Source organism: Pseudomonas sp. TZ252, assembly GCF_056110345.1.
The window spans coordinates 1192823-1215526 of record NZ_CM148566.1 but is presented as its reverse complement, the minus strand read 5'-3'; the positions used below and the strand labels follow the sequence as shown (position 1 = coordinate 1215526).

Sequence of the window (22704 nt, the reverse complement as noted above, 5' to 3'; positions counted from 1 at the left end):
TTTCGAATTTGCGCAAACGCGACGCAGGCCGCGTTTGCTGCGCGAGAGACAGTGGAAACGCAAGAGGCAGCCCGGAGGCTGCCTCTTGTGGTGCGCGCCGACCGGATCAGGGCATCTGCACCTCGATCACACCGTCGGCGTTGACCGTGACCTGGCTGGTCCCGGCCTCGATCTCCGGTGCCTGGGCGCCACCGAAGCTGGCGTCGGCCTTCATCGCCGCCATCCGCATCACCGGGTACGGGCGCGGTGCGCCGGCGCTGTTCACGCTCAGGCTGACCAGCTTGTAGCCCTTGCCGCCGAGCGCCTCGGTGAGCAACTGGGCGCGCTCCTTGAACGCGTCCACGGCGCCTTTCATCAATTGGTCCTCGTTCTTCTTGCGGGTCGCATCGGCGATGCTGAAGTCCATGCCGCCCATCTTCAGCTTGCCCAGCAGGTCGGCGGAAAGCTGGCCGAGGGCGGCGAAGTCGGAGCTTTCCAGGCGCAGCTCGGCGCGCTCGCGCCAGCCGGTGATCTTCTGGCCCTTGTCGTCGTAGACCGGATAGCTGTTGCGACTGCCCAGGCTGATGGTCACGCCCTTGACCTTGCGCGCGTCGGCGACGGCGGCGTTGAGGACGCTGGTGGTCTCGGCGGCGAGCTTGGCCGGATCGCTGCCCTGGTTTTCGCTGTAGAGGGTGACCTGCATCAGGTCGTGGGCCACCTGCTGGCTGACTTCGGCGTGCAGCGAGACCTGGTTGTAGCGCGGCGCTTCCTCGGCGACGGCCGAGAGGCTGGCGGCGCAGAGGGTGACGGCGGCGGCCAGGCGGGAAATCGCAGACATTGGGCAACTCCTTGTACTAAGGCTGAATTCACACTGTAGAGCATCGTTCCGGCAGGCGTGGCAAACACGCCTATACGCCAGTCTTGGACCATGAGACGAAGGCTTTTCCCGGAACGGGTTAGGCGATTTCGGAAAAAACGTGAAATTTACTGATCTGAGCCCTGACAGCGCTCGGCGAAACAGGGCAGGATGGCGACCTGCGAGGTTTCTGAGTCACTTTGCCGCAGAGTTGCCGACAGCGTCTTGGCTATACTCGCGCTTATTCCGGAAGAAAACATGCGCGCACCGGTTTTCCTGCTCTCCGCCAGTCGCCAGAACCTTGGCCGTCTGCTCCTCATCCGTATTCTCGTGCTGGCCGCGCAGGCCGGCTCGGTGGGTTTCGCCTGGCTCTCCGACCTGTTGCCGCTGCCGTGGCTGGCGCTCGGCCTGACCCTTGGCCTGTCCGCCTGCCTGATTCTGTTCACCGCGCTGCGCCTGCGCGCGCCGTGGCCGGTGACCGACCAGGAGTACGCGGTACAACTGGCCTGCGACCTGATCATCCACAGCACCTTGCTGTATTACTCGGGCGGCTCGACCAACCCCTTCGTCTCCTATTACCTGGTACCGCTGACCATCGCCGCTGCGACCCTGCCCTGGATCTACTCCATGGTGCTCTCCGGCCTGGCCCTGACCGGCTACACCCTGCTGCTGATCTGGTACCACCCGCTGCACCTGCAGGCGGTTCAGCACGAGGCGATGCTGATCAACCTGCACCTGTTCGGCATGTGGCTGAACTTCGCCCTGTCGGCGGCCTTCATCACCTTCTTCGTGGTGAAGATGTCCGAGGCGCTGCGCTGGCAGGCGCACATGCAGGCCGAGCGGCGCGAGGAAAGCATGCGCGACCAGCAGTTGCTCGCGGTGGCCACCCAGGCGGCCGGTGCCGCGCACGAACTGGGTACGCCGCTGGCGACCATGAGCGTGCTGCTCAACGAGCTGCGCCAGGAGCGCCCGCAGGACCCGACCCTGCAGGAAGACCTGGCATTGCTCCAGGAACAGGTCAAGCAGTGCAAGCACACCCTCCAGCAACTGGTACGGGCGGCCGAGGCCGACCGTCGTCAGGCGATCGAGGAGCAAAGCGCCGCGGAATGGCTGGAATCGGTGCTGCGCCGCTGGCACCTGATGCGTCCGGAGGCTTCCTACCGCTACCAGTGCCTGGGCCTCGGCTCCGCGCCGCGCCTGACCCCGCCGACCGACCTCAGCCAGGCTCTGCTGAACCTGCTGAACAATGCGGCGGACGCCTGTCCCGACGACCTCGACATCCGCCTGGACTGGGACAGCAGCAGTATCTGCCTGAGTATCCGCGACCACGGCGTCGGGGTGCCCCTGGCGATCGCCGAACAGATCGGCAAACCGTTCTTCACCACCAAGGGCAAGGGCTTCGGCCTCGGCCTGTTTCTCAGTCAGGCCAGCGTGACCCGCGCTGGTGGAACGGTGAAGTTGTATAACCACGAAGATGGCGGCACTCTGACCGAACTGCGCTTGCCGCGCAGCTACGGAATGGCTTGAGTGATCCGTCTGAGAGGCCCTGCCTATGTCTGAAGAGCTGCTCTTCGAAGGGGAAGAACAACCCCATCTCCTGCTGGTGGACGACGATCCCACCTTTACCCGGGTCCTGGCGCGGGCCATGAGCCGTCGCGGCCTGCGGGTCAGCACCGCCGGCTCCGCCGAGGAAGGCCTGGCGCTGGCCCAGCAGGACACGCCGGACTATGCCGTGCTCGACCTGAAGATGGAAGGCGACTCCGGCCTGGTGCTGCTGCCGAAGCTGCTGGAGCTGCACGCGGACATGCGGGTGGTGATCCTCACCGGCTATTCCAGCATCGCCACCGCGGTGGAGGCGATCAAGCGCGGCGCCTGCAACTACCTGTGCAAGCCGGCGGATGCCGATGACGTGTTGGCCGCGCTGCTCTCCGAGCACGCCGACCTGGACACCCTGGTGCCGGAAAACCCGATGTCGGTGGATCGCCTGCAATGGGAGCACATCCAGCGCGTGCTCGCCGAGCACGAGGGCAACATCTCCGCCACCGCCCGCGCCCTGGGCATGCATCGACGGACCTTGCAGCGCAAGCTGCAGAAGCGGCCGGTACGGCGCTGAAGCGTAAATGACAACGGGGGCGCCGCATGGCGCCCCCTATACTTTCCGCTTTCCGTCGAATCGCGGTGGATTTCGCACATTCCGCCGGTCGCCGGGGATATCCAGCGGACAGCGCAATCGTTAAGATGCAACTTTCATGAATCGCACGACCAGGGATTGATCATGCGTATCTTCGGTTCGAGTGCCGGCTGCCTGTCGGTGCTGTTCGGACTGGCCTTCGGGCTGCCTGCACTAGCCGAGCCTTCGGTGGACCTGGATGGTCCGACGGCAGGCTGGCGCTATTCCGGCCTGCTCGAGCAGCCCGATGCCCCGCGTGTTGCCTATCCGACTCCGCCCATCGATCGCGGCGGCCAGCGCGGCCGCAGCCTGATCGAAGGACACCTGCGCGAACTGGTCGGCACCGAGCGCGCCCAGCGCCTGGTGGTCAACGGCAATCCTCTCCCTCTCTATACCGACGGCGCCGGGCGCTTCGTCCGCCCCTATGCGTTCGGCCACGGCTCCAACGGCGTCCAGGTCGGCAGCGCCGACGGCAAGATCCTCAAGCGCGTACAGTTCTACGAGGCCAATCGCTCCCAACTGCCGCCGCGCGTGCGCGTGGTGCTGGGTTGGGACGATCCGAAGGCCGAGCTCGACCTGCATATCGTCACCCCCGATGGCCAGCACGCCTACTGGGCGCATCCGCGCCTGAGCAACAGCGGCGGCCTCGATCCGGACGGCGTCGACGGGCCCGGCCCGGAGATGTTCACCATGGGCGCGCCGCTGCACGGCACCTACCTGATCTACGTGAACTACTGGGGCAACCTCAACAACCAGGGCTACAACTTCCAGGCCGGCAGCAACGTACAGGACGTGATCACCGCGCAGGTCAACCTGGTGTTCAACGAAAACAGCGTCGACGAGAAGCACGAGACCTTCGTCGTGCCCCTGCGCACCATCGGTGACCTGGTGCTGGTCAAGACCTTTACCTACTGAAGCATCCCCTCGTACGGATGACACGGGATTAGCGAACCATGAGCGAGAACAACACCCCCAGCCCTGCCAACGGAACCCCTGCGCCCGCCGCTGCGCGCACCCGAAGCGCCCTGTGGCCGGTGCTGGGGATCGTCGCCGCGCTGGCCGCCGGCGGTGTGCTGGCCTGGCAGATGGGCTGGCTGGAGCGGCTCGGCGGAGGGCGCCCGGCCGAAGAGGACCTCGGCCAGCCGATCGGCGCCCAGGCACCCGCGGACGCCGACGCGCCACGTGCCTACCGTGACCTGCGCAAGCCCGACGCGCTGATCGAGAGCGTGTCGCTGAGCCGCCTGCCGAAGGAAATCCTCGGGGTGCCGTTGCTGCGCGATACCCTGACCGAGGACTTCGTCTTCTATTACGAGAACAATGGCGACCGCCTCGGCCTGACCGGTACGTTGCGGCGGATCATCTACGAGCACGACCTGACCCTGAAGGACAGCCTGGTCGAGGAACTGCTCGACCAACCGGCCCAGGTCGCCCTCTGGCGCGGCGCCGACGGCCGCCTGCGCGACTTCGTGGTGGTGCTCAAGCGCGGCGGCCTGGCGCGGGTGCTCGAGCCGCTGGCCCATATCGCCGCCGACGACCAGCAGTTGCGCAAGGTCGGCGAGCTGGCGGGAACCTCGGTCTATCGCCTGCGCTACGGCAACGACAAGGCGATGCTGTTCCTGTCCAAGGGCGACCGGCTGTTGTTGCTGTCGAACCCACGGATGCTCTTCGACGATGGTGGCGAAAGCGACGACAGCCCGCTGAACGCTCCGGCCAGCGAAGACCTGGAGGCACTGCTCGACGGCGACGAACTGTTCCCCGAGCGCTTCGGCCTGCCGGGCCGCGGCGAGCTGCGCCAGCGCATCACCCTCAATGCCAGCGTCCTGGCCATGGGCTACCAGCGCTTCATCCCGAGCTTCGCCGGGGTGCGCTTCGAGAAGGGCGAGCAGGGCTGGAGCAGCTACCTGGCGCTGAACGAGGTGGAACGCCAGCCGCCGCTGGACTTCGCCCCGGTCTGGCAGGCCATGCCGATGGGCGCCAGCGCCTGCGTGGCGCTGCCGGTCACCCCTGGCCTGTACGGGGTGATGCTGGAGCGCCTGGGGGCCGAGCAGAAGATGGCCCAGGCCTTCTCCGAGCATCTCAGCGGCGCTGCCGGTCTCTGCTGGTACGCCAGTTCGCGGCTGCATTCGCCGCTGCTGGTGGGCCAGTTGAGCGCGCCGGCCAGTGCCGAACTCGACGACGAGCTGGGCAAGCTGTTCGGTCGCGTGATCGGCGCGAAGGAAGCCAAGGTCGAGGGTGGCAGCTTCCCGGTGGAAGACCGGGTGGATGGCCAGACCCGCCGCTGGACCCGCCAGGTCAGCTCGAACTTCGGCGCCTATCCGGCCAGCCAGGCGGACAACCCGGACAGCATCAGCGGCCGCGCGTTCTTCCGCATCGGCATGGCGCGCCATGGCCAGACCCTGCTGTTCTCCCTCGACGACCAGTTGCTCGGCAAGGCCCTGGACACCCTCGACAAACGCTATCCGCCGCTCGCCGAGGTGTTGCCGAAGGATGCGCTGGTACCGGCCTACCTGGCGCCGCAGCCGCTCTCCGAACTGCTGCAACGGGAAACCCTCGACAGCCTGCCGCAGGACATGGAGCCGGTATTCCGCAATGCCGCCGACACCTACCTGATGCCGCGCCTGAAAACCCTCGCCGGCAAGGGCAGCTACGCCCTCGGGCTGCCTGCCGGAAGCCAGGCCAACGCACCGTGGCAATGGCTGCCGCTGGAATGGCGGTCGCTGTGAGACGCCTGACTGCCTTCGGCCTGGCGCTGCTCCTGCTGGCCAGCGGCGTTGCCCGCGGCGAGCCCGCGGTAACGCTCGACCCGCAGCAATCGCAGGTATTCCGCGCCTGGTTCGTGCGCATCGCCCAGGAACAGTTGCGCCAAGGGCCGAGTCCGCGCTGGCACCAGCAGGACTGCGCCGGCCTGGTGCGCTTCGCCGCCAACGAGGCGCTGAAAGTCCACGATGGCAAGTGGCTGCGCGCCAACGGCCTGTCCAACCGCTACCTGCCCCCGGAGCTGGCGCTCAGTCCCGAGCAACGGCGCCTGGCGCAGAACTGGCAGCAGGGTGGCGGCCAGGTCGGGCCCTACGTGAATGCGATCAAGCTGGTGCAGTTCAACAGTCGGCTGGTCGGCCGCGACCTCAACCAGGCGCGCCCCGGCGACCTGATGTTCTACGACCAGGGCGACGACCAGCACCTGATGATCTGGATGGGCCGCTCCATCGCCTATCACACCGGCAGCAGCACCCCGACCGATAACGGCATGCGCTCGGTCAGCCTGCAACAACTCATGACATGGAAGGACACCCGATGGATCCCCGACGAATCCAATCCCAACTTTATCGGCATCTATCGGCTGGCTTTCCTCTCTCAATGAATCGCGTCCCAGTGAAGACCACCGCAATGAGCAACCTGCGCCGTTTCAGCCGTAGCCTGGCGGTCGCCGCCCTGGTCCTGCTGCCGTTCGCCGCCGTCCAGGCGGAAGACACGGTGGAGCCGAGCGGCTACACGCCGATGGCCGGCGAATCCTTCTTCCTGCTCGCCGACAGCAGCTTCGCCACCGACGAGGAAGCGCGGGTCCGTCTCGAAGCGCCCGGCCGCGACTACCGGCGCTACCGCATGGAGCCCTATGGCGGGGTCGACGTGCGCCTGTACCGGATCGAACAGCCGCTGGAGTTCCTCAAGCGGCAGAAGAACCTGCACCGGGTCCTGGCCGAGGGACAGTTCAAGGGCGAAGGCCTGTCGAACACCCTGGCCTATCTCTGGGACAACTGGTATCGCAAGTCGCGCCGGGTGATGCAGCGCGCCTTCTCCTACGAGTCGCGGCAACAGGTCACCGAGGCGGTGCCCGAGCTGAAGATGGGCAACGCCATGACCGCGCCGACGCCCTACGACGCGCAGCCGCAATACGCGCCGATTCCCGGCCTGCCGCTGGTCAGCCAGTTCCGCTATCCGCTGTGGGACGCCAAGCCCATCGAGCCGCCGCAGGACGTCAAGCTGGCCGGTTCCTCCAGCGAGTTCATCAACGTCGTGCCGGGCAATGTCTACATCCCGCTGGGCAAGCTGAAGCCGGGCCTGTACCTGGTCGAGGCGCTGGTCGGCAAGTACCGCGCCACCACCGTGGTGTTCGTCTCCAACAGCGTGGCGGTGAGCAAGGTCGCCGGCGACGAGCTGCTGGTCTGGACCGCACGCAAGCACGAAGGCACCCCGGTGCCCGACACCAAGGTGCTGTGGACCGACGGCCTGGGCGTGATGAGCAGCGGCAATACCGACGCCGACGGCCTGCTGCGGCTCAAGCACGCCAGTCCGGAGCGCTCCTACGTGATCGGCGAGGACCGCGAGGGCGGGGTCTTCGTCTCCGAGAACTTCTATTACGACAGCGAGATCTACGACACCAAGATCTACGCCTTCACCGACCGCCCGCTGTACCGGCCAGGCGACTGGGTCTCGTTGAAGATGGTCGGCCGCGAGTTCAAGGACGCCCGGCAATCCCAGGCCGCCGCCAGCGCGCCGGTGCGCCTGAGCGTGATCGACGCCAGCGGCACGGTATTGCAAAGCCTGGACCTCCGCTTCGACGCGAAGAGCGGCGCCAATGGCCGCTTCCAACTGCCGGAGAACGCCGTCGCCGGCGGCTACGAGTTGCGCTTCGACTACCGCGGGCAGACCTACAGCAGCGCCTTCCGCGTCGCCGAATACATCAAGCCGCACTTCGAAGTCGCCCTCGACCTGGCCAAGCCGGACTTCAAGACCGCCGAGCCGGTGAAGGGCGAGATCGTCCTGCTCTATCCGGACGGCAAGCCGGTGGCCAACGCGCGCCTGCAACTGAGCCTGCGCGCCCAGCAGTTGTCGATGGTGGACAACGAACTGCAGTATCTCGGCCAGTTCCCGGTGGAACTGAGCAGCACCGAACTGACCACCGACGGCAAGGGCCGCGCCGCCATCGAATTGCCGCCGGCCGAGAAACCCAGTCGCTACATGCTGACCATCTTCGCCAGCGACGGCGCCGCCTACCGGGTCAAGACCAGCAAGGAGATCCTCATCGAGCGCGGCGCCGCGCGCTACCGCCTGAGCGCGCCGCAGCGCTTCAGCGCCGCCGGCGAGAAGGTCGAGTTCAGCTATGCCAGCGAACAGCCGACCCCGCTCAAGCCGAGCAGCTACCAGTGGATCCGCCTGGAGGACCGCGCCACCGATAGCGGTCCGGTCGCCGACGGCCGCTTCGCGCTGACCTTCGAGCGCCCCGGTACCTATTCCGTGGAGCTGCGCGACGACAAGGGCCAGCTCCTTGGCGCCACCGGCCACTCGGTGAGCGGCGAGGGCGTGAAGTCGGTGCCGGGCACCGTCGAGGTGGTGTTCGACAAGCCCGAGTACCGCACCGGCGAGGAAGCCTCCGCACTGATCACCTTCCCCGAGCCGGTGGAGGATGCGCTGTTGTCCCTGGAGCGCGACAAGGTCGAGGCCACCGCCCTGCTGTCCAAGGGCGCCGACTGGCTGCGCCTGGAAAAGCTCAATCCGACCCAGTACCGCGTGTGGATCCCGGTGCGCGAGGAGTTCTCGCCGAACCTGACCTTCTCGGTGCTCTACACCAAGGGCGGCGACTACAGCTTCCAGAACGCCGGGATCAAGGTCGGCATGCCCCAGGTAGAGATCGACATCGCCACCGACAAGGAGCGCTACGAACCGGGCGAGACGGTGACCGTGACCCTGGCCACGCGCTTCGCCGGCAAACCGGTTTCCAGCCACCTGACCGTCAGCGTGGTGGATGAGATGGTCTATGCCCTGCAGGCGGAGATCGCCCCCGGCATCGACCAGTTCTTCTACCATCCGCGGCGCAACAACGTGCGCACCAGCGCCAGCCTGGCCTTCATCAGCTACGACGTGGCGTTGCCCGGCAGCACCAGCGCACCCGGACGGGCGAACCGCAGCGAGCGCGGCGTCAAGGTACTGGAGCGGCCGCGCCGCGAGGACGTCGACACCGCCGCCTGGCAGCCGGAGCTGGTCACCGACGCCCAGGGCAAGGCCAGCTTCAGCTTCCGCATGCCCGACTCGCTGACCCGCTGGCGGATCACCGCGCGGGCCATCGACGACAACGGCCAGGTCGGCCAGAAGAAGCAGTTCCTTCGCTCGGAGAAGCCGCTGTACCTGAAGTGGAGCGGGCCGACTCGCTTCCGCCAGGGTGACCAGCCCGACCTCGGCCTGTTCGTCTTCAACCAGGGCGAACAGCCGGTCAAGGCCGAGCTGCTCAGCGGGCCGCCTGGCAGCCAGCGCAGCCAGACCCTGGAGCTGGCCAAGGGAGTCAACTACATTCCGCTGGCGCAACAGCCGCTCAGCGATGGCGACTGGAGCGCCGAGTTGCGCCAGGACGGGCAGGTCCGCGACCGCCTGGCGGTGCGCTTCAACCTGCTGGCCGACGGCTGGCAGGTGGAGCAGATGCAGAACCTCAGCCTGGCGGCGGCGAGCAACCCGCTGCAACTGCCGGCGGACGCGCGCGACGTACGCCTGCGCCTGGCCGATGGCCCGGCCGCTGCCTACCTGGGCAATCTCGATGATCTGCTGGAGTATCCCTACGGCGGCGTCGAGCAGACCGCCAGCCAACTGCTGCCGCTGAGCATCGCCTATCCGGCGCTGGCCGGCGGCGAGCCGCGGATTCGCGACCGCCTGCGCCTGATCATGCAGAACAGTCGCCTGCGCCTGGTGCAGATGGCCGGCCCGGACGCCTGGTTCGCCTGGTGGGGTGGCGACGTCGATGGCGACGCTTTCCTCACCGCCTACGCCTACTACGCCGACTGGTACGCCAGCCGCGCACTGGAGATCCAACTGCCGGCCGAACACTGGCAGCGCATCCTCGAGCCCTACGCCAAGCAGGCGACGCAGACCCCGCTGCTGCAGCGTGCGCTGATCCTGGCTTTCGCCCGCGACATGCAGTTGCCGGTGAACACCCTGCTCGGCGGCCTGCTCAACGATCTGGCCAACGCCGGCGAAGGGCAGGCGCGCGCGGAGCCGCTGGAGGCCGACGACGGCCTGGTGCTGGGCGACCCGGACTCGGCCGTCGGCCTGGCCGCGGCGCGAGTGCTGGCGGTGGACCTTGCACGGCAACTGCGGGTCGCGGTGCCCGCGCCGCTGGCCGCCCAGGCCGAGACGGCGACGCAGCGCCTGCGTGAGGCCGGCTTGCCGTTCACCGATGCCTTGCTGGCCTCTCGCTCGGCCGTGGATGGCCAGCAGGCCAGCGCTCTGCTGCAACGCCTGGCGCCGGCGCAATCGACCCTGGAACGCGCCCTGGCCCTGACCTGGCTGCAGGGCGCCCTGGCCCAGGCGCCGCAGGGCAAGCTGCCGCAGCCGCCGAAGGACTGGCAGGCGCAGCGCGGCGCCAGCGGCGAAACCTACTGGCAATGGCGCGGCCGCGGCATTCCGAGCTGGGTCGACCTGGACGAGGCGCCGGCCCGGCCGTTGCCGGTTGCGCTCAGCTACCGCAGCGCCCAGGCGCCGAGCGGGCAACTGCCGGTGCAGATCAGCCGTCGTCTGCTGCGCCTGGTGCCCGGTGAGGGGGCGTTCGAGTTCAAGGTCGAGGAGGTTGGCGACAAGCCGCTTTCCAGCGACGAACTGTATCTCGACGAAGTGACCCTGAACGTTCCGGAAGACACCGCTCTACGCTACGGCATGCTGGAACTGCCGCTGCCGCCCGGCGCGGATGTCGAGCGCACCACCTGGGGCATCAAGATCAGCGGCCTGGCCGGCGACGAAGCGACCACCCTGGAGCGCGCGCGCAACGAACCGGGCGAGTTGTTCTACGGGGTGCCGGTGGACAGCCTGAGTGGCGAGCAGCGTTTCCGTCACCTGGTGCGTTTCTCCCAGAAAGGCAGCTTCAACCTGCCACCGGCCCGCTACCTGCGTCTCTACGCGCCGGAACAGCAGGCCCTGGAAGCCAAGCCGGCGCTGGCCAAGGTCAAGGTCGAGTGATTGCGTTGCGCGCCTGGCTGGTCCTGCTGTGCGCCGTGCCGTTGCTGCTTCGCGCAGCGGAGGCGCCGGTCCAGCTGGCCTGGCGCACGACCCAGGGCTACGAACTGGTGAGCCTGGATCGCCAGCGGGTACTCGAGCGCCGGCCGTTGCCGGCCGATTTGCAGGCTCCGCTGGGCAGCCTGTGGAAACTGTTCGTCTTCGCCTGGCTGAGCGACACCGGCCAGGCCGAGCCGCCCTATACCTGCCAGGGGCGCAGCCGCGAGGAGGTCTACTGCTGCGAGAATGGCCAGACGATCGGTCGTGACCGCGCCCTGGTGCGCTCCTGCGGGCTGTATTTCGAGCCGCAGCGCCTCGCCTTGCGGCCGGAGGCCTGGCGCGGCTACTGGCAGGCGCGCCAGGCACCGGCCTGGTTGCTCGATCTGGAACGGCTGCAACCGCAGACGCGGGTGCCGGTTAAGGAGCTTCTGGAGCAGTTGCAGCAACTGCCGGCCCAGGGCGAGGCGCGGCGGGTACTGCTCGATGTGGCGTTGCAGGCCGGCGACGGCCATGCCGTGGCCAGCCTTGGCGGCCGCCTGCGGGTGAAGACCTGGAGCTGGCTCGACGACCATGACCCGCAGGCGCGCCAGGGCGGTTTCGCTGGCTGGCTGGTCGATGGAACGCCGCTCTGGCTCGGCGGCCCGGGAACCAGCAAGATGATCCTGGACCGCTACGCCGAGGTGCTCGGGCGCTTCCTGCCGAGTCCGTGGCCGGCCGATCCGGGCCGTTGCGTGGAAGTGAACCTGTTCAGCCGCTATCCGCTGCGCTCGGTCAGCGATCCCTCCGGCCACCCGGCCGCCGAAGGCCTGCTGCATGGTCCGCAGCAAGTGCTCTTCGCCAACGGCAATCGACTGGACATCGCCAGCGCCGGCGACCTCTTCCTGCAACGGGTGGATGGCGTGCCGCGCCTGGTCGCGCGGGTTTCGCGCGAAGAGTACGTGGCGCGGGTGCTGGAGCGCGAAGCCTCGGCGCAGCCGAAGGAAGCCGCTCGCGCGCTGGCGGTGACCATTCGCACCTATCTATTGCAAAACGCCGCGCCGCGCGGCGAATGCCTGGCCATCGATGACAGCAGCCAGCGCCAGCGCGTAGCGCCGCGCCCGGCCAGCGCGCCGACGCGGCGGATCGCTGCCTGGAGCGCCGACCTGGTGCTGGCCGGGGCGACCGTCAACTATCACTCCGACCAGCCTGGTCCGGCGCGCCTGTCCTGGAAGCACGCGGTGGAGCAAGCCGGGCAGGGACTGGGCTACGACAGCATCCTCGCCCAGGCTTTCCCGCGCAGCAGCCTGAGCCGCTGGGACAACCCGGTGGCCGCCTGCCAGCCGTTGCCGGCTGCCGAAGACTGGCTGCGCAAGCAGCGCCGGCAGTGGCGCGAGCGCCTCGACCGAGAGCCCGGCTACGAGGAGATTCCGAGTTTTTCCGTGTGCCGCCTGGCTTCCGGGCGGCCCTATGTCGATCGCGAGCGCGAACGCATCTTCGTCCGCGGCCTGTATTCCCTACAGGAACGCTTGGACCTCACCCACGAATACCTGCACCTGGCCTTCCGCGCCCATCCCAGCGGCCAGGACGAAAACTATGTCGAAAGCCTGGCCCGGCGCCTGCTACTGGAATGACTCCATGAACCGAATGTCCCTTGCCGCCCTGCTCAGTTGCCTTCCCCTCGTCGCCTGGGCGGACAACCCCGTGAAACTGGATACGCCGGTCTCCGGCTGGCGTGCCGGCGACGGTTCCGCCGCCAATTACCGGCAGGTGGTGAACTACCCGGCGTCCTCGGTCAACGTCGCCGCCGACCAGGCGACCACCGCGCGCATTCGCGGCGCGATCGAGAGCCAGCCCAAGGACCGCCCGGCGACGCTGGTGGTGAACGGTGTGAGCATGCCACTGAAGGTGGACGCCGATGGCAGCTTCGACCGCCCGTTCGCCTTCCCGTCCGGCAGCAACAGCGTCGAGGTGCGCAACGCCGCCGGGCAGTCGCGACGGGTCCAGTTCTATCACGGTGGCGGCGGCGGGGAAGTGCCGGCCAAGCTGCGCGTGCTGCTGTCCTGGGACAGCGACAACACCGACCTCGACCTGCACCTGGTGACCCCGGACGGCGACCATGTCTGGTATGGCAATCGTTCGCTGGCCAACGGCGCGACCCTGGATGTCGACGTCACCACCGGCTACGGCCCGGAAATCATCGCCACGCCGACGCCGCAGAAGGGGCCCTACCTGGTCTACGTCAACTACTTCGGCGGTGGCTACGGCAGCAGCGAGGATGGCGCCGAACAGGCCGCCCAGGACCTGACCACGGCGCGCATCACCCTGGTCACCGAAGAGGGCACGCCGAACGAGAAACAGGAAACCTTCCTGGTGCCGATGCGCAAGCCTGGCGAGCTGACGCTGGTGAAGCGCTTCAGTTATCCGTAGGCGCCTGCGCTCGGTCCCATAGGGCGAATAACGCCCCTGGCGTTATTCGCCGTCGCTCAGGCATCGGTGTTATCAACCCGTGGCCTGACGGCGGCGCTCATGCCGCTGCGAATGGCTCCTGGGCTCAGGCGGGCTGTTCGCCCTGCCAGGTATCGATCGCTTCCTGCGCCGCACGGAACGCATCGATCGCCGCCGGCACCCCGGCATAGACCGCGCAGTGCAGCAGTGCCTCGCGGATTTCCTCCACCGTGCAGCCGTTGTTCAGCGCACCGCGCACGTGCCCCTTGAGTTCCTGCGGGCACTTCAGGGCGGTCAGGGCGGCCAGGGTGATCAGGCTGCGGGTCTTGCGCGGCAGCGCCTCGCGGGCCCAGACCGAGCCCCAGGCATGCTCGTTGACGAAGTCCTGCAATGGCTGGGTGAAGGCGGTGGCGTTGCCCATGGCGCGCTCGACGAAGGCGTCGCCCATGACTTCACGTCGGATCTCCAGGCCGGTCTTGCCTTGTTCGCTCATCGGAAGGTTCCTGTCGTGGGTAGAAGGTGGCTCAATCCAGCGACTCTATCCGAACCGGCGCCACGCCGCTGCGGATCATACCCAGGCCTTCGGCGGCCTTGCGCGATACATCGATGATCCGTCCGCGGCGGAACGGCCCGCGATCGTTGATCCGCACCACCACGCTGCGGCGGTTGTCGAGGTTGGTTACCCGCACGCGGGTACCGAACGGCAACGTGCGGTGGGCAGCGGTCATTGCGTTGGGGTTGTAGCGCTCGCCGCTGGCGGTACGCAGGCCTGCGTGGCGGCTGCCATAGTAGGAGGCTTCGCCGGTATCCGCGGAACCGCTGCCGGCGAGGCTGGAGCAGCCGGCGAGGAACAGGGGCAGGACGGCGAGGGCGAGGCGCGCGGCGGCGGATGGGGTGGGCATGGACAACAGGCTCCTGGCGGACAAGAAGACGCCGGGCGAACCCGGCGTCTGGCTTTGACTCACGCTTCGAGCTTTTTCTTCAGCAACTCGTTCACCTGCTGCGGGTTGGCCTTGCCTTTCGAGGCCTTCATCGCCTGGCCGACGAAGAAGCCGAACATCTTGCCGCGCTTGGCCTCGTCGGCAGCGCGGTACTGCTCGACCTGCTCGGCGTTGGCCGCCAGCACCTCGTCGAGCATCTTCTCGATGGCGCCACTGTCGGTGACCTGCTTCAGGCCCTTGGCCTCGATGATCTGGTCGGCGGAACCCTCGCCGTTGGCCATGGCTTCGAAGACCATCTTGGCGATCTTGCCGGAGATGGTGTTGTCCTTGATGCGCAGGATCATGCCGCCCAGTTGCTCGGCGGACACCGGAGACTGCTCGATCTCCAGGCCGTCCTTGTTGAGCAGGCTGCCCAGCTCGACCATCACCCAGTTGGCCGCCAGCTTGGCGTCGCCGCAGATGCCCTGGACCTTCTCGAAGTAGTCGGCCATCTCGCGGCTGGCGGACAGCACGCTGGCATCGTAGGCGGACAGGCCGTACTGGCTCTCGAAGCGTTCGCGCTTCTGCACCGGCAGTTCCGGCAGTTGCTCGCGCAGCTTCGCCAGGTACTCGGGCTCGATGACCACCGGCAGCAGGTCGGGACAGGGGAAGTAACGGTAGTCGTTGGCTTCTTCCTTGCCGCGCATGGAGCGGGTCTCGTCCTTGTTCGGGTCGTACAGGCGGGTTTCCTGGACTACCTTGCCGCCGTCCTCGATCAGCTCGATCTGGCGCTGGATCTCATGGTTGATCGCCTTCTCGATGAAGCGGAAGGAGTTGACGTTCTTGATCTCGGCGCGGGTGCCGAATTCGGCCTGGCCCTTCGGTCGTACCGAGACGTTGCAGTCGCAGCGCAGCGAGCCCTCGGCCATGTTGCCGTCGCAGATGCCCAGGTAGCGCACCAGGGCGTGGATCGCCTTGACGTAGGCCACGGCTTCCTTGGCGCTGCGGATGTCCGGCTCGGAAACGATCTCCAGCAACGGCGTGCCGGCGCGGTTCAGGTCGATGCCGCTCATGCCCTGGAAGTCTTCGTGCAGGCTCTTGCCGGCGTCCTCCTCCAGGTGCGCGCGGGTGATGCCGATGCGCTTGCTGGTGCCGTCTTCCAGGGTGATGTCGAGATGGCCCTTGCCGACGATGGGATGGTCCATCTGGCTGGTCTGGTAGCCCTTCGGCAGGTCGGGGTAGAAGTAGTTCTTGCGGGCGAACACGTTCTGCCGGTCGATCCGTGCGTCGATCGCCAGGCCGAACAGGCAGGCCATGCGTACGGCCTCCTCGTTGAGCACCGGCAGGGTGCCCGGCATGGCCAGGTCGACCAGGCTGGCTTGGGTATTCGGCGCGGCGCCGAAGGCGGTCGAGCTGCCGGAGAAGATCTTCGATTGGGTGGCGAGCTGTGCGTGGATTTCCAGCCCGATCACGGTTTCCCATTGCATGTGGTGTTCCTCAATCCTTCTGTGCCTGCGCAGTCCCGCTGCCGACCCTGCGGGTCGCCCTCTCCGCGCCGGGAGAGGGGAGGGGACTGCGTGGCGTTGCCATGGCTTAGAAGCCGGCCGGGGTGCGGGTGTGCCAGTCGCTGACCTGCTGGTACTGGTGCGCGACGTTGAGCAGGCGGCCTTCCTGGAAGTAGGGCGCGAGCAACTGGACACCCACCGGCAGGCCGTCGACGAAGCCGGCGGGCATGGACAGCCCCGGCAGGCCGGCGAGGTTGGCGGTGATGGTGTAGATGTCTTCCAGGTACTGGGAAACCGGGTCGTCGTTTTTCTCGCCGATCTTCCAGGCCGGGTTCGGCGTGGTCGGGCCGAGGATCACGTCCACTTCGGCAAAGGCGCTGACGAAGTCGTTCTTGATCAGCCGGCGAATCTTCTGAGCCTGCAGGTAATAGGCATCGTAGTAGCCGGCCGAGAGTGCGTAGGTGCCGACCATGATGCGGTTCTTCACTTCGCTGCCGAAGCCTTCCGCGCGCGAGCGCTTGTACAGGTCTTCCAGGTTCTGCGGGGCGTCGCAACGATAGCCATAGCGCACGCCGTCGAAGCGCGACAGGTTGGAGGACGCCTCGGCCGGCGCGATTACGTAGTAGGCCGGGATGGCGTGCTGCATGTTCGGCAGGGAAATGTCCTTCACCGTGGCGCCGAGCGTCTTCAGCTCCTCGACCACGGCCAGCACCGCGTCGGCGATGCGGCTGTCGAGGCCGGCGCCGAAGTATTCCCGCGGCAGGCCGATGCGCAGGCCGCTCAGCGGCTTCTGCAGGGCGGCCAGGTAGTCGTCCACCGGCTGTTCGACGCTGGTCGAGTCCTTCGGATCGAATCCGGCCATCACCCCCAGCATCAGCGCGCAGTCCTCGGCGGTGCGCGCCAGCGGGCCGCCCTGGTCGAGGCTGGAGGCGTAGGCGATCATGCCCCAGCGGGAAACCCGGCCGTAGGTTGGCTTGATCCCGGTGAGGTTGGTCAGCGCCGCCGGTTGGCGGATCGAGCCGCCGGTATCGGTGCCGGTGGCGGCCGGCAGCAGGCGCGCGGCGACTGCCGCGGCGGAACCGCCGGAGGAGCCGCCCGGCACGCGGTCGAGGCTCCAGGGGTTGTTCACCGCGCCGTAGTGGCTGGACTGGTTCGACGAGCCCATGGCGAATTCATCCATGTTCAGCTTGCCGAGGGTAACGGCGCCGGCGGCGGTGAGCTTCTCGACCACGGTGGCGTCGTAGGGCGAGACGAAGTTGTCGAGCATCTTCGAACCGCAGCTGGTGCGTACGCCCTGGGTGCAGAACAGGTCCTTGTGGGCGATCGGCGCGCCGAGCAGGGCGCCGTTCTCGCCGTTGGCGCGCCGTTCGTCGGCTGCCTTGGCCTGGGCGATGGCCAGGTCGTCGGTGATGCTGATGAAACTGTTGAGCTGGGGATCCAGCTGCCGGATGCGACCGAGCAGGGTGCGGGTCAGCTCTTCGGCGGAAAATTGCTTGTCGGCGAGGGCGCGGGCGATCTCGGCGAGGGTCAATTGATGCAGCATGTGTCCGCGTCCTTATGACTCGATGACTTTCGGAACCAGGTACAGACCTTCTTCCACGGCGGGGGCGATGGTCTGGTAGGCGTCGCGGTGATCGGTCTCGGTGACCGCGTCCGGGCGCAGGCGCTGGGTGGCTTCCAGCGGATGGGCGAGCGGTTCGACGCCGCTGGTGTCGACCGCCTGCATCTGGTCGATCAGGCCGAGGATGTTGTTCAGGGTCTCGGTGGTGCGCGGAAGATCGGCCTCGCTCAGGCCCAGGCGGGCGAGATGGGCGATTTTTTCCACGTCGGAGCGTTCAAGCGCCATCGGGAGTCTCCAGCAAAAGCGGCCTTGGAAGGGCGGCGGGGCGCCATGCGTTATATAAGGCAGGGAACGGATGCCGCGGTCGGCGGTCTAATTCCGCCTGGACGGGCCTTGTGGGGCCGGGAAAAGCCTGCAATTTAGCATATTGCCCGCCTTGCCCAAAATCCCCGTCGTTGTTAGAGTTTGCCGCACTTTTTTACCCGCGTATTTTTCACCCACGCTTCGCCTAGGGTTTCTTTCCCATGTTCAAAAAATTGCGTGGCATGTTTTCCAGCGATCTGTCGATCGACCTGGGTACTGCCAATACCCTTATTTATGTGCGCGAGCGCGGCATCGTCCTGAACGAACCGTCCGTGGTCGCCATTCGCAGCCATGGCAGCCAGAAGAGCGTCGTCGCCGTGGGCACCGAGGCCAAGCGCATGCTCGGCCGTACCCCGGGCAACATCGCCGCCATCCGTCCGATGAAAGACGGCGTGATCGCGGATTTCAGCGTCTGCGAGAAGATGCTGCAGTACTTCATCAACAAGGTCCACGAGAACAGCTTCCTGCAGCCCAGCCCACGCGTGCTGATCTGCGTGCCGTGCAAGTCCACCCAGGTTGAGCGCCGGGCCATCCGCGAATCCGCCCTGGGCGCCGGCGCCCGCGAGGTGTTCCTGATCGAAGAGCCGATGGCTGCCGCCATCGGCGCCGGCCTGCCGGTCGAGGAGGCCCGCGGCTCGATGGTCGTAGACATCGGCGGCGGCACTACCGAGATCGCCCTGATTTCCCTCAACGGTGTTGTCTACGCCGAATCCGTCCGCGTCGGCGGCGACCGCTTCGACGAAGCCATCGTCACCTACGTGCGCCGCAACTACGGCAGCCTGATCGGCGAATCCACCGCCGAGCGCATCAAGCAGGAGATCGGCACCGCCTTCCCGGGCGGCGACGTTCGCGAAGTCGACGTCCGCGGCCGCAACCTGGCCGAAGGCGTACCGCGCAGCTTCACCCTGAACTCCAACGAGGTCCTCGAGGCCCTGCAGGAGTCCCTGGCGACCATCGTCCAGGCGGTCAAGAGCGCCCTCGAGCAATCGCCGCCGGAGCTGGCCTCGGATATCGCCGAGCGCGGCCTGGTGTTGACCGGCGGTGGCGCGCTGCTGCGCGACCTGGACAAGCTGCTGGCACAGGAAACCGGCCTGCCGGTGATCGTCGCCGAGGAGCCGCTGACCTGCGTGGCTCGCGGCGGTGGCCGTGCGCTGGAGATGATGGACCGCCACTCCATGGACCTGCTCTCCACCGAGTAAGGTGGCGAGCATCGTCGCCTAGGAGCGGATCATCAAACCGCTATTCTCCAAAGGCCCGTCGCTGGGCGTTCGCCTGTTGGTGCTGGCCGTGCTGTCGGTCAGCCTGATGGTGGTGGACGCCCGGTTCGACTATCTGGAGCCCGTCCGTAGCAAGCTGGGGATGGTGCTCACGCCTTTCTACGGCCTGGCGGAAATGCCGGTGCGCGCCTGGGAAGGCGTGCGCGACCAGTTCAGCAGCCGTAGCGAGCTGATCGCCGAGAACGAACGCCTCAAGGCCGAGTCCCTGCTGATGCAGCGCCGGGTGCAGAAACTCGCCGCGCTCACCGAGCAGAACGTGCGCCTGCGCGAGCTGCTCAATTCCGCCGCGCTGGTCGACGACAAGGTACTGGTCAGCGAGCTGATCGGCGTCGATCCGAACCCCTTCACCCAACGCATCATGATCGACAAGGGCGAGAACGACGGCGTCTTCGTCGGCCAGCCGGTGCTCGATGCCAGCGGCCTGATGGGCCAGGTGGTCGAGGTGATGCCCTATACCGCGCGGGTCCTGCTGCTCACCGACACCACCCACAGTATCCCGGTGCAGGTCAATCGCAACGGCCTGCGCGCCATCGCCGTCGGTACCGGCAATCCCGAGCGTCTGGAATTGCGCTACGTCGCCGACACCGCCGACATCAAGGAAGGCGACCTACTGGTCAGCTCCGGCCTGGGGCAACGCTTCCCCGCCGGCTATCCGGTGGCCACGGTCAAGGAAGTGATCCACGATTCCGGCCAGCCGTTCGCCGTGGTGCGCGCGGTGCCGACCGCGAAGATGAACCGTAGCCGCTACGTGCTGCTGGTGTTCAGCGACAGTCGCACCCCGGAACAGCGCGCCAACGACGCCGCCGAGGCCCAGGAAGAGGCGGACAAGAAAGCCGCCGCCGGCGCCCAGGCGCCCCAGCCTGCCGCGCAACCGGCCGCCGCGCCGTCGCCGGCCACCCCGGCAGCCCAGGGCGCTGCGCAGCAGCCCGCCGCCGCGCCCGCGCCAGCTCCCACGCAGCCTGCCGCTCCGGCGGCCAACGGGGGGCGCCGCTGATGGCTCGCGCGACCCAGGGTTCGAACAATGTCTGGGTGATCTGGCTGAGCCTGCTGGTCGGGCTGGTGCTGGCCGTAGCGCCGATGCCTACCTTCACCGAGATCGGCCGCCCGCTGTGGCTGGCGATGCTGCTGACCTACTGGGTGTTGCTGCTGCCCGAGCGCGTCGGGATGGTCACCGCCTGGCTGCTCGGCCTGGCCCAGGACGTGCTCTACGGCAACCTGCTCGGGCAGAACGCGCTGATCCTCGGCCTGATCACCTTCCTCGTGCTGTCCCTGCACCAGCGCCTGCGCATGTTCCCGGCCTGGCAGCAGTGCCTGGTGCTGGTGGTGGTCTACGGCCTGGCGCAACTGCTCCAGCTCTGGCTCAACGCCCTGACCGGCAATCGCCCGCCGACCCTGACCTTCCTGCTTCCGGCCCTGGTCAGCGCGCTGCTCTGGCCCTGGGTGTACGCCCTGCTGCAGTTCGTCCGCCTGCGTCTCAACGTGAGGTAGGTCCGCTTCGCAGCTATGCTGCGGCGGATACGTCATTCTTCGAAACGGGTGATCGGCGCATCGCCCGACGCGTTTCCCGGGAGCCTCCATGCCGTCGCTGTATCTCGCCTCCGCCTCGCCCCGTCGCCGTGAACTGCTGACCCAGATCGGCGTTCCGCTGTCCGTGCTCGCCACCGCTATCGACGAGTCCCCCTTGCCGAACGAAGCGCCCGCCGCCTACGTCGAGCGCCTGGCGCGCGGCAAGGCGGCCGCCGGGCTGGCTATGCTGGAAGGGCGCGGCGAGGACGGTTATGTCCTGGGCGCGGATACCTCGGTGGTGATCGACGGGCGAATTCTCGGCAAGCCCGTGGACCAGGCCGAGGGGCTGGCCATGCTGGCTGCGCTGTCCGGGCGCGAACACCAGGTTCTCACCGCCGTGGCCCTGGCCGCCGCTGGCGGCGTCGAGGCGCGGGTAGTGGAGTGCCGGGTGCGCTTCCGCCAGGTCGCCCCGGAAGAAGCGCTGCGCTACTGGCAGAGCGGCGAGCCGGCGGACAAGGCGGGCGGATATGCGATCCAGGGCCTCGGAGCGATATTCGTCAGCCGCATCGAAGGCAGTTACAGTGCGGTGGTCGGGCTGCCTTTGTGTGAAACTGCGGAACTGTTGAGGGAATTCGGCATCCCTTGCTGGCAGCCCGTGGGTGGCAACCCGCCGTAACGCCTAACGCGCCGAAATAAGGACAGTGGACGCATGAGCGAAGAGATCCTGATCAATATCACGCCGATGGAGTCGCGCGTGGCGGTGGTGGAAAACGGCGTCCTGCAGGAAGTGCATGTCGAACGCACCCAGCGGCGCGGCATCGTCGGCAATATCTACAAGGGGCGGGTGGTACGGGTACTGCCGGGGATGCAGGCGGCGTTCGTCGACATCGGCCTGGAACGTGCGGCGTTCATCCATGCCGCCGAGATATCCAATCGCGAAGGCAGTGCCGTGGAAAGCATCAGTGCCCTGGTCCATGAGGGGCAGGCGCTGGTGGTGCAGGTGACCAAGGATCCGATCGGCACCAAGGGCGCACGGCTGACCACCCACCTGTCGATTCCTTCGCGCTATCTGGTGTACATGCCGCGCACCAGTCATGTCGGGATATCCCTGCGGATCGAGGACGAAGTCGAGCGCGAGCGCCTGAAGAAGGTGGTGGCCGACTGCGTGGCGGCGGAAGGCATCGAGGGACAGGGCGGCTTCATCCTGCGCACCGCCGCGGAAGGTGCGGGCGAGGACGAGATTCTCGCCGACATCCGCTACCTTCGCCGGCTATGGGACCAGATCGCCGCGCAGATCCAGACCGTCGGTGCGCCTTCGGTGATCTACGAAGACCTGTCCCTGGCGATCCGTACCCTGCGCGACCTGGTGAACCCGCGGATCGAGAAGATCCGCATCGACTCGCGAGAGAACTTCCAGAAGATCACTTCCTTCGTCGAAGAATTGATGCCGGAGATTTCCGATCGCCTCGAACACTACCCGGGCGAGCGACCGATCTTCGATCTCTACGGCGTCGAGGACGAAATCCAGAAAGCCCTGGAGCGCAAGGTACTGCTGAAGTCCGGCGGCTACCTGATCGTCGATCCGACCGAGGCGATGACCACCATCGACGTGAACACCGGCGCCTTCGTCGGCCATCGCAACCTCGAGGAAACCATCTTCAAGACCAACCTCGAGGCGGCCACCGCGATCGCCCGCCAACTGCGCCTGCGCAACCTGGGCGGGATCATCATCATCGACTTCATCGACATGGAGGACGAGGAGCATCGCCGGCAGGTCCTGCGCACCCTGGAGAAGCAACTGGAGCGCGACCACGCGAAGACCAACATCATCGGCATCACCGAGTTGGGCCTGGTGCAGATGACCCGCAAACGCACCCGCGAAAGCCTGGTGCAGATCCTCTGCGAGCCGTGCCCCTGCTGCCAGGGACGCGGCATGCTGAAGACTGCGGAAACCACCTGCTACGAGATTTTCCGCGAGATTCTCCGCGAGGCGCGTGCCTACCAGGCCGACTCCTACCTGGTGCTGGCCAACCAGAAGGTGGTGGACCGGCTGCTCGACGAGGAGTCGGGCAACGTCGCCGATCTCGAGGCGTTCATCGGCCGCACCATCAAGTTCCAGGTCGAGGCGATGTACTCGCAGGAGCAATATGACGTGGTCCTGCTCTGAGGCGT

Annotated in this window: 19 protein-coding genes; 13 read left to right on the top strand and 6 right to left on the bottom strand. The window is 67.1% G+C overall.

The genetic code is table 11. The annotated features are described in order from the left end of the window. Nucleotides 1-106: 106 nt before the first annotated feature. Complete coding sequence (locus ACYAF3_RS05645; protein WP_003094423.1) at nt 107-817, bottom strand: SIMPL domain-containing protein; 711 nt, start codon at nt 815-817, stop codon at nt 107-109. 276 nt (nt 818-1093) lie between these two features. Between ACYAF3_RS05645 and ACYAF3_RS05640 the strand changes: the two genes are divergently transcribed. The 8 genes from ACYAF3_RS05640 (at nt 1094) to ACYAF3_RS05605 (ending at nt 13382) form a co-directional block, all read left to right on the top strand. After that, complete coding sequence (locus tag ACYAF3_RS05640) at nt 1094-2362, top strand: ATP-binding protein (RefSeq protein ID WP_003094421.1); 1269 nt, start codon at nt 1094-1096, stop codon at nt 2360-2362. A 25-nt stretch (nt 2363-2387) separates the two neighbouring features. Next, a complete protein-coding gene (locus tag ACYAF3_RS05635) occupies nt 2388-2948 on the top strand; it encodes a response regulator transcription factor (protein ID WP_003106283.1) in 561 nt (186 codons plus the stop codon). Nucleotides 2949-3110: 162 nt separating this feature from the next. Next, nucleotides 3111-3920 (top strand): YfaP family protein, encoded by an 810-nt coding sequence (locus tag ACYAF3_RS05630; RefSeq protein WP_003094417.1) that lies wholly within the window; start codon nt 3111-3113, stop codon nt 3918-3920. A gap of 38 nt (nt 3921-3958) precedes the next feature. After that, nucleotides 3959-5728 carry a DUF2138 domain-containing protein gene (locus ACYAF3_RS05625; protein WP_031756502.1) on the top strand — a complete coding sequence of 590 codons (1770 nt, stop codon included), beginning with the start codon at nt 3959-3961 and terminating at the stop codon, nt 5726-5728. Continuing rightward, on the top strand, nt 5725-6363 hold the full coding sequence (locus ACYAF3_RS05620; RefSeq protein WP_003112865.1) for a DUF1175 domain-containing protein: 639 nt from the start codon (nt 5725-5727) through the stop codon (nt 6361-6363). Before ACYAF3_RS05625 ends, ACYAF3_RS05620 begins: the two co-directional genes overlap by 4 nt. Before the next feature lie 26 nt (nt 6364-6389). Further along, the gene (magD, locus tag ACYAF3_RS05615; RefSeq protein ID WP_003112866.1) at nt 6390-10940 is read left to right on the top strand and encodes an alpha-2-macroglobulin MagD; all 4551 of its coding nucleotides are present in this window, start codon (nt 6390-6392) and stop codon (nt 10938-10940) included. Next, nucleotides 10937-12586 carry a YfaQ family protein gene (locus ACYAF3_RS05610; protein ID WP_003106536.1) on the top strand — a complete coding sequence of 550 codons (1650 nt, stop codon included), beginning with the start codon at nt 10937-10939 and terminating at the stop codon, nt 12584-12586. Before magD ends, ACYAF3_RS05610 begins: the two co-directional genes overlap by 4 nt. Before the next feature lie 4 nt (nt 12587-12590). Continuing rightward, the gene (locus ACYAF3_RS05605; RefSeq protein WP_003112868.1) at nt 12591-13382 is read left to right on the top strand and encodes a YfaP family protein; all 792 of its coding nucleotides are present in this window, start codon (nt 12591-12593) and stop codon (nt 13380-13382) included. A gap of 124 nt (nt 13383-13506) precedes the next feature. Here the strand turns inward: ACYAF3_RS05605 and ACYAF3_RS05600 are convergent, their stop codons facing one another. From ACYAF3_RS05600 to gatC, 5 genes are all read right to left on the bottom strand, one after another. Beyond that, on the bottom strand, nt 13507-13893 hold the full coding sequence (locus tag ACYAF3_RS05600) for a carboxymuconolactone decarboxylase family protein (protein WP_003094405.1): 387 nt from the start codon (nt 13891-13893) through the stop codon (nt 13507-13509). A gap of 31 nt (nt 13894-13924) precedes the next feature. Further along, entirely contained in the window at nt 13925-14302 is a 378-nt protein-coding gene (locus tag ACYAF3_RS05595; protein ID WP_003116225.1) for a septal ring lytic transglycosylase RlpA family protein, read from the bottom strand. Nucleotides 14303-14361: 59 nt separating this feature from the next. Further along, nucleotides 14362-15807, bottom strand: a complete 1446-nt coding sequence (gene gatB, locus ACYAF3_RS05590) for an Asp-tRNA(Asn)/Glu-tRNA(Gln) amidotransferase subunit GatB (protein WP_004347998.1) — start codon at nt 15805-15807, stop codon at nt 14362-14364. Between the two features lie 106 nt (nt 15808-15913). After that, complete coding sequence (gene gatA / locus ACYAF3_RS05585; protein WP_009315920.1) at nt 15914-17368, bottom strand: Asp-tRNA(Asn)/Glu-tRNA(Gln) amidotransferase subunit GatA; 1455 nt, start codon at nt 17366-17368, stop codon at nt 15914-15916. A 12-nt stretch (nt 17369-17380) separates the two neighbouring features. Beyond that, nucleotides 17381-17671 carry an Asp-tRNA(Asn)/Glu-tRNA(Gln) amidotransferase subunit GatC gene (gene gatC, locus ACYAF3_RS05580; RefSeq protein WP_003106543.1) on the bottom strand — a complete coding sequence of 97 codons (291 nt, stop codon included), beginning with the start codon at nt 17669-17671 and terminating at the stop codon, nt 17381-17383. Nucleotides 17672-17910: 239 nt separating this feature from the next. Between gatC and mreB the strand changes: the two genes are divergently transcribed. The 5 genes from mreB to rng all read left to right on the top strand — a co-directional run bounded on the left by mreB (nt 17911) and on the right by rng (nt 22699). Continuing rightward, on the top strand, nt 17911-18948 hold the full coding sequence (gene mreB / locus ACYAF3_RS05575; RefSeq protein WP_003094393.1) for a rod shape-determining protein MreB: 1038 nt from the start codon (nt 17911-17913) through the stop codon (nt 18946-18948). A 79-nt stretch (nt 18949-19027) separates the two neighbouring features. Next, entirely contained in the window at nt 19028-20020 is a 993-nt protein-coding gene (mreC, locus tag ACYAF3_RS05570; protein WP_003123307.1) for a rod shape-determining protein MreC, read from the top strand. Next, complete coding sequence (gene mreD, locus ACYAF3_RS05565; protein ID WP_003094389.1) at nt 20020-20514, top strand: rod shape-determining protein MreD; 495 nt, start codon at nt 20020-20022, stop codon at nt 20512-20514. Before mreC ends, mreD begins: the two co-directional genes overlap by 1 nt. A gap of 88 nt (nt 20515-20602) precedes the next feature. After that, nucleotides 20603-21208 carry a Maf family protein gene (locus ACYAF3_RS05560; RefSeq protein ID WP_003116221.1) on the top strand — a complete coding sequence of 202 codons (606 nt, stop codon included), beginning with the start codon at nt 20603-20605 and terminating at the stop codon, nt 21206-21208. 33 nt (nt 21209-21241) lie between these two features. Beyond that, entirely contained in the window at nt 21242-22699 is a 1458-nt protein-coding gene (rng, locus tag ACYAF3_RS05555) for a ribonuclease G (protein WP_003094386.1), read from the top strand. Nucleotides 22700-22704: the final 5 nt, after the last annotated feature.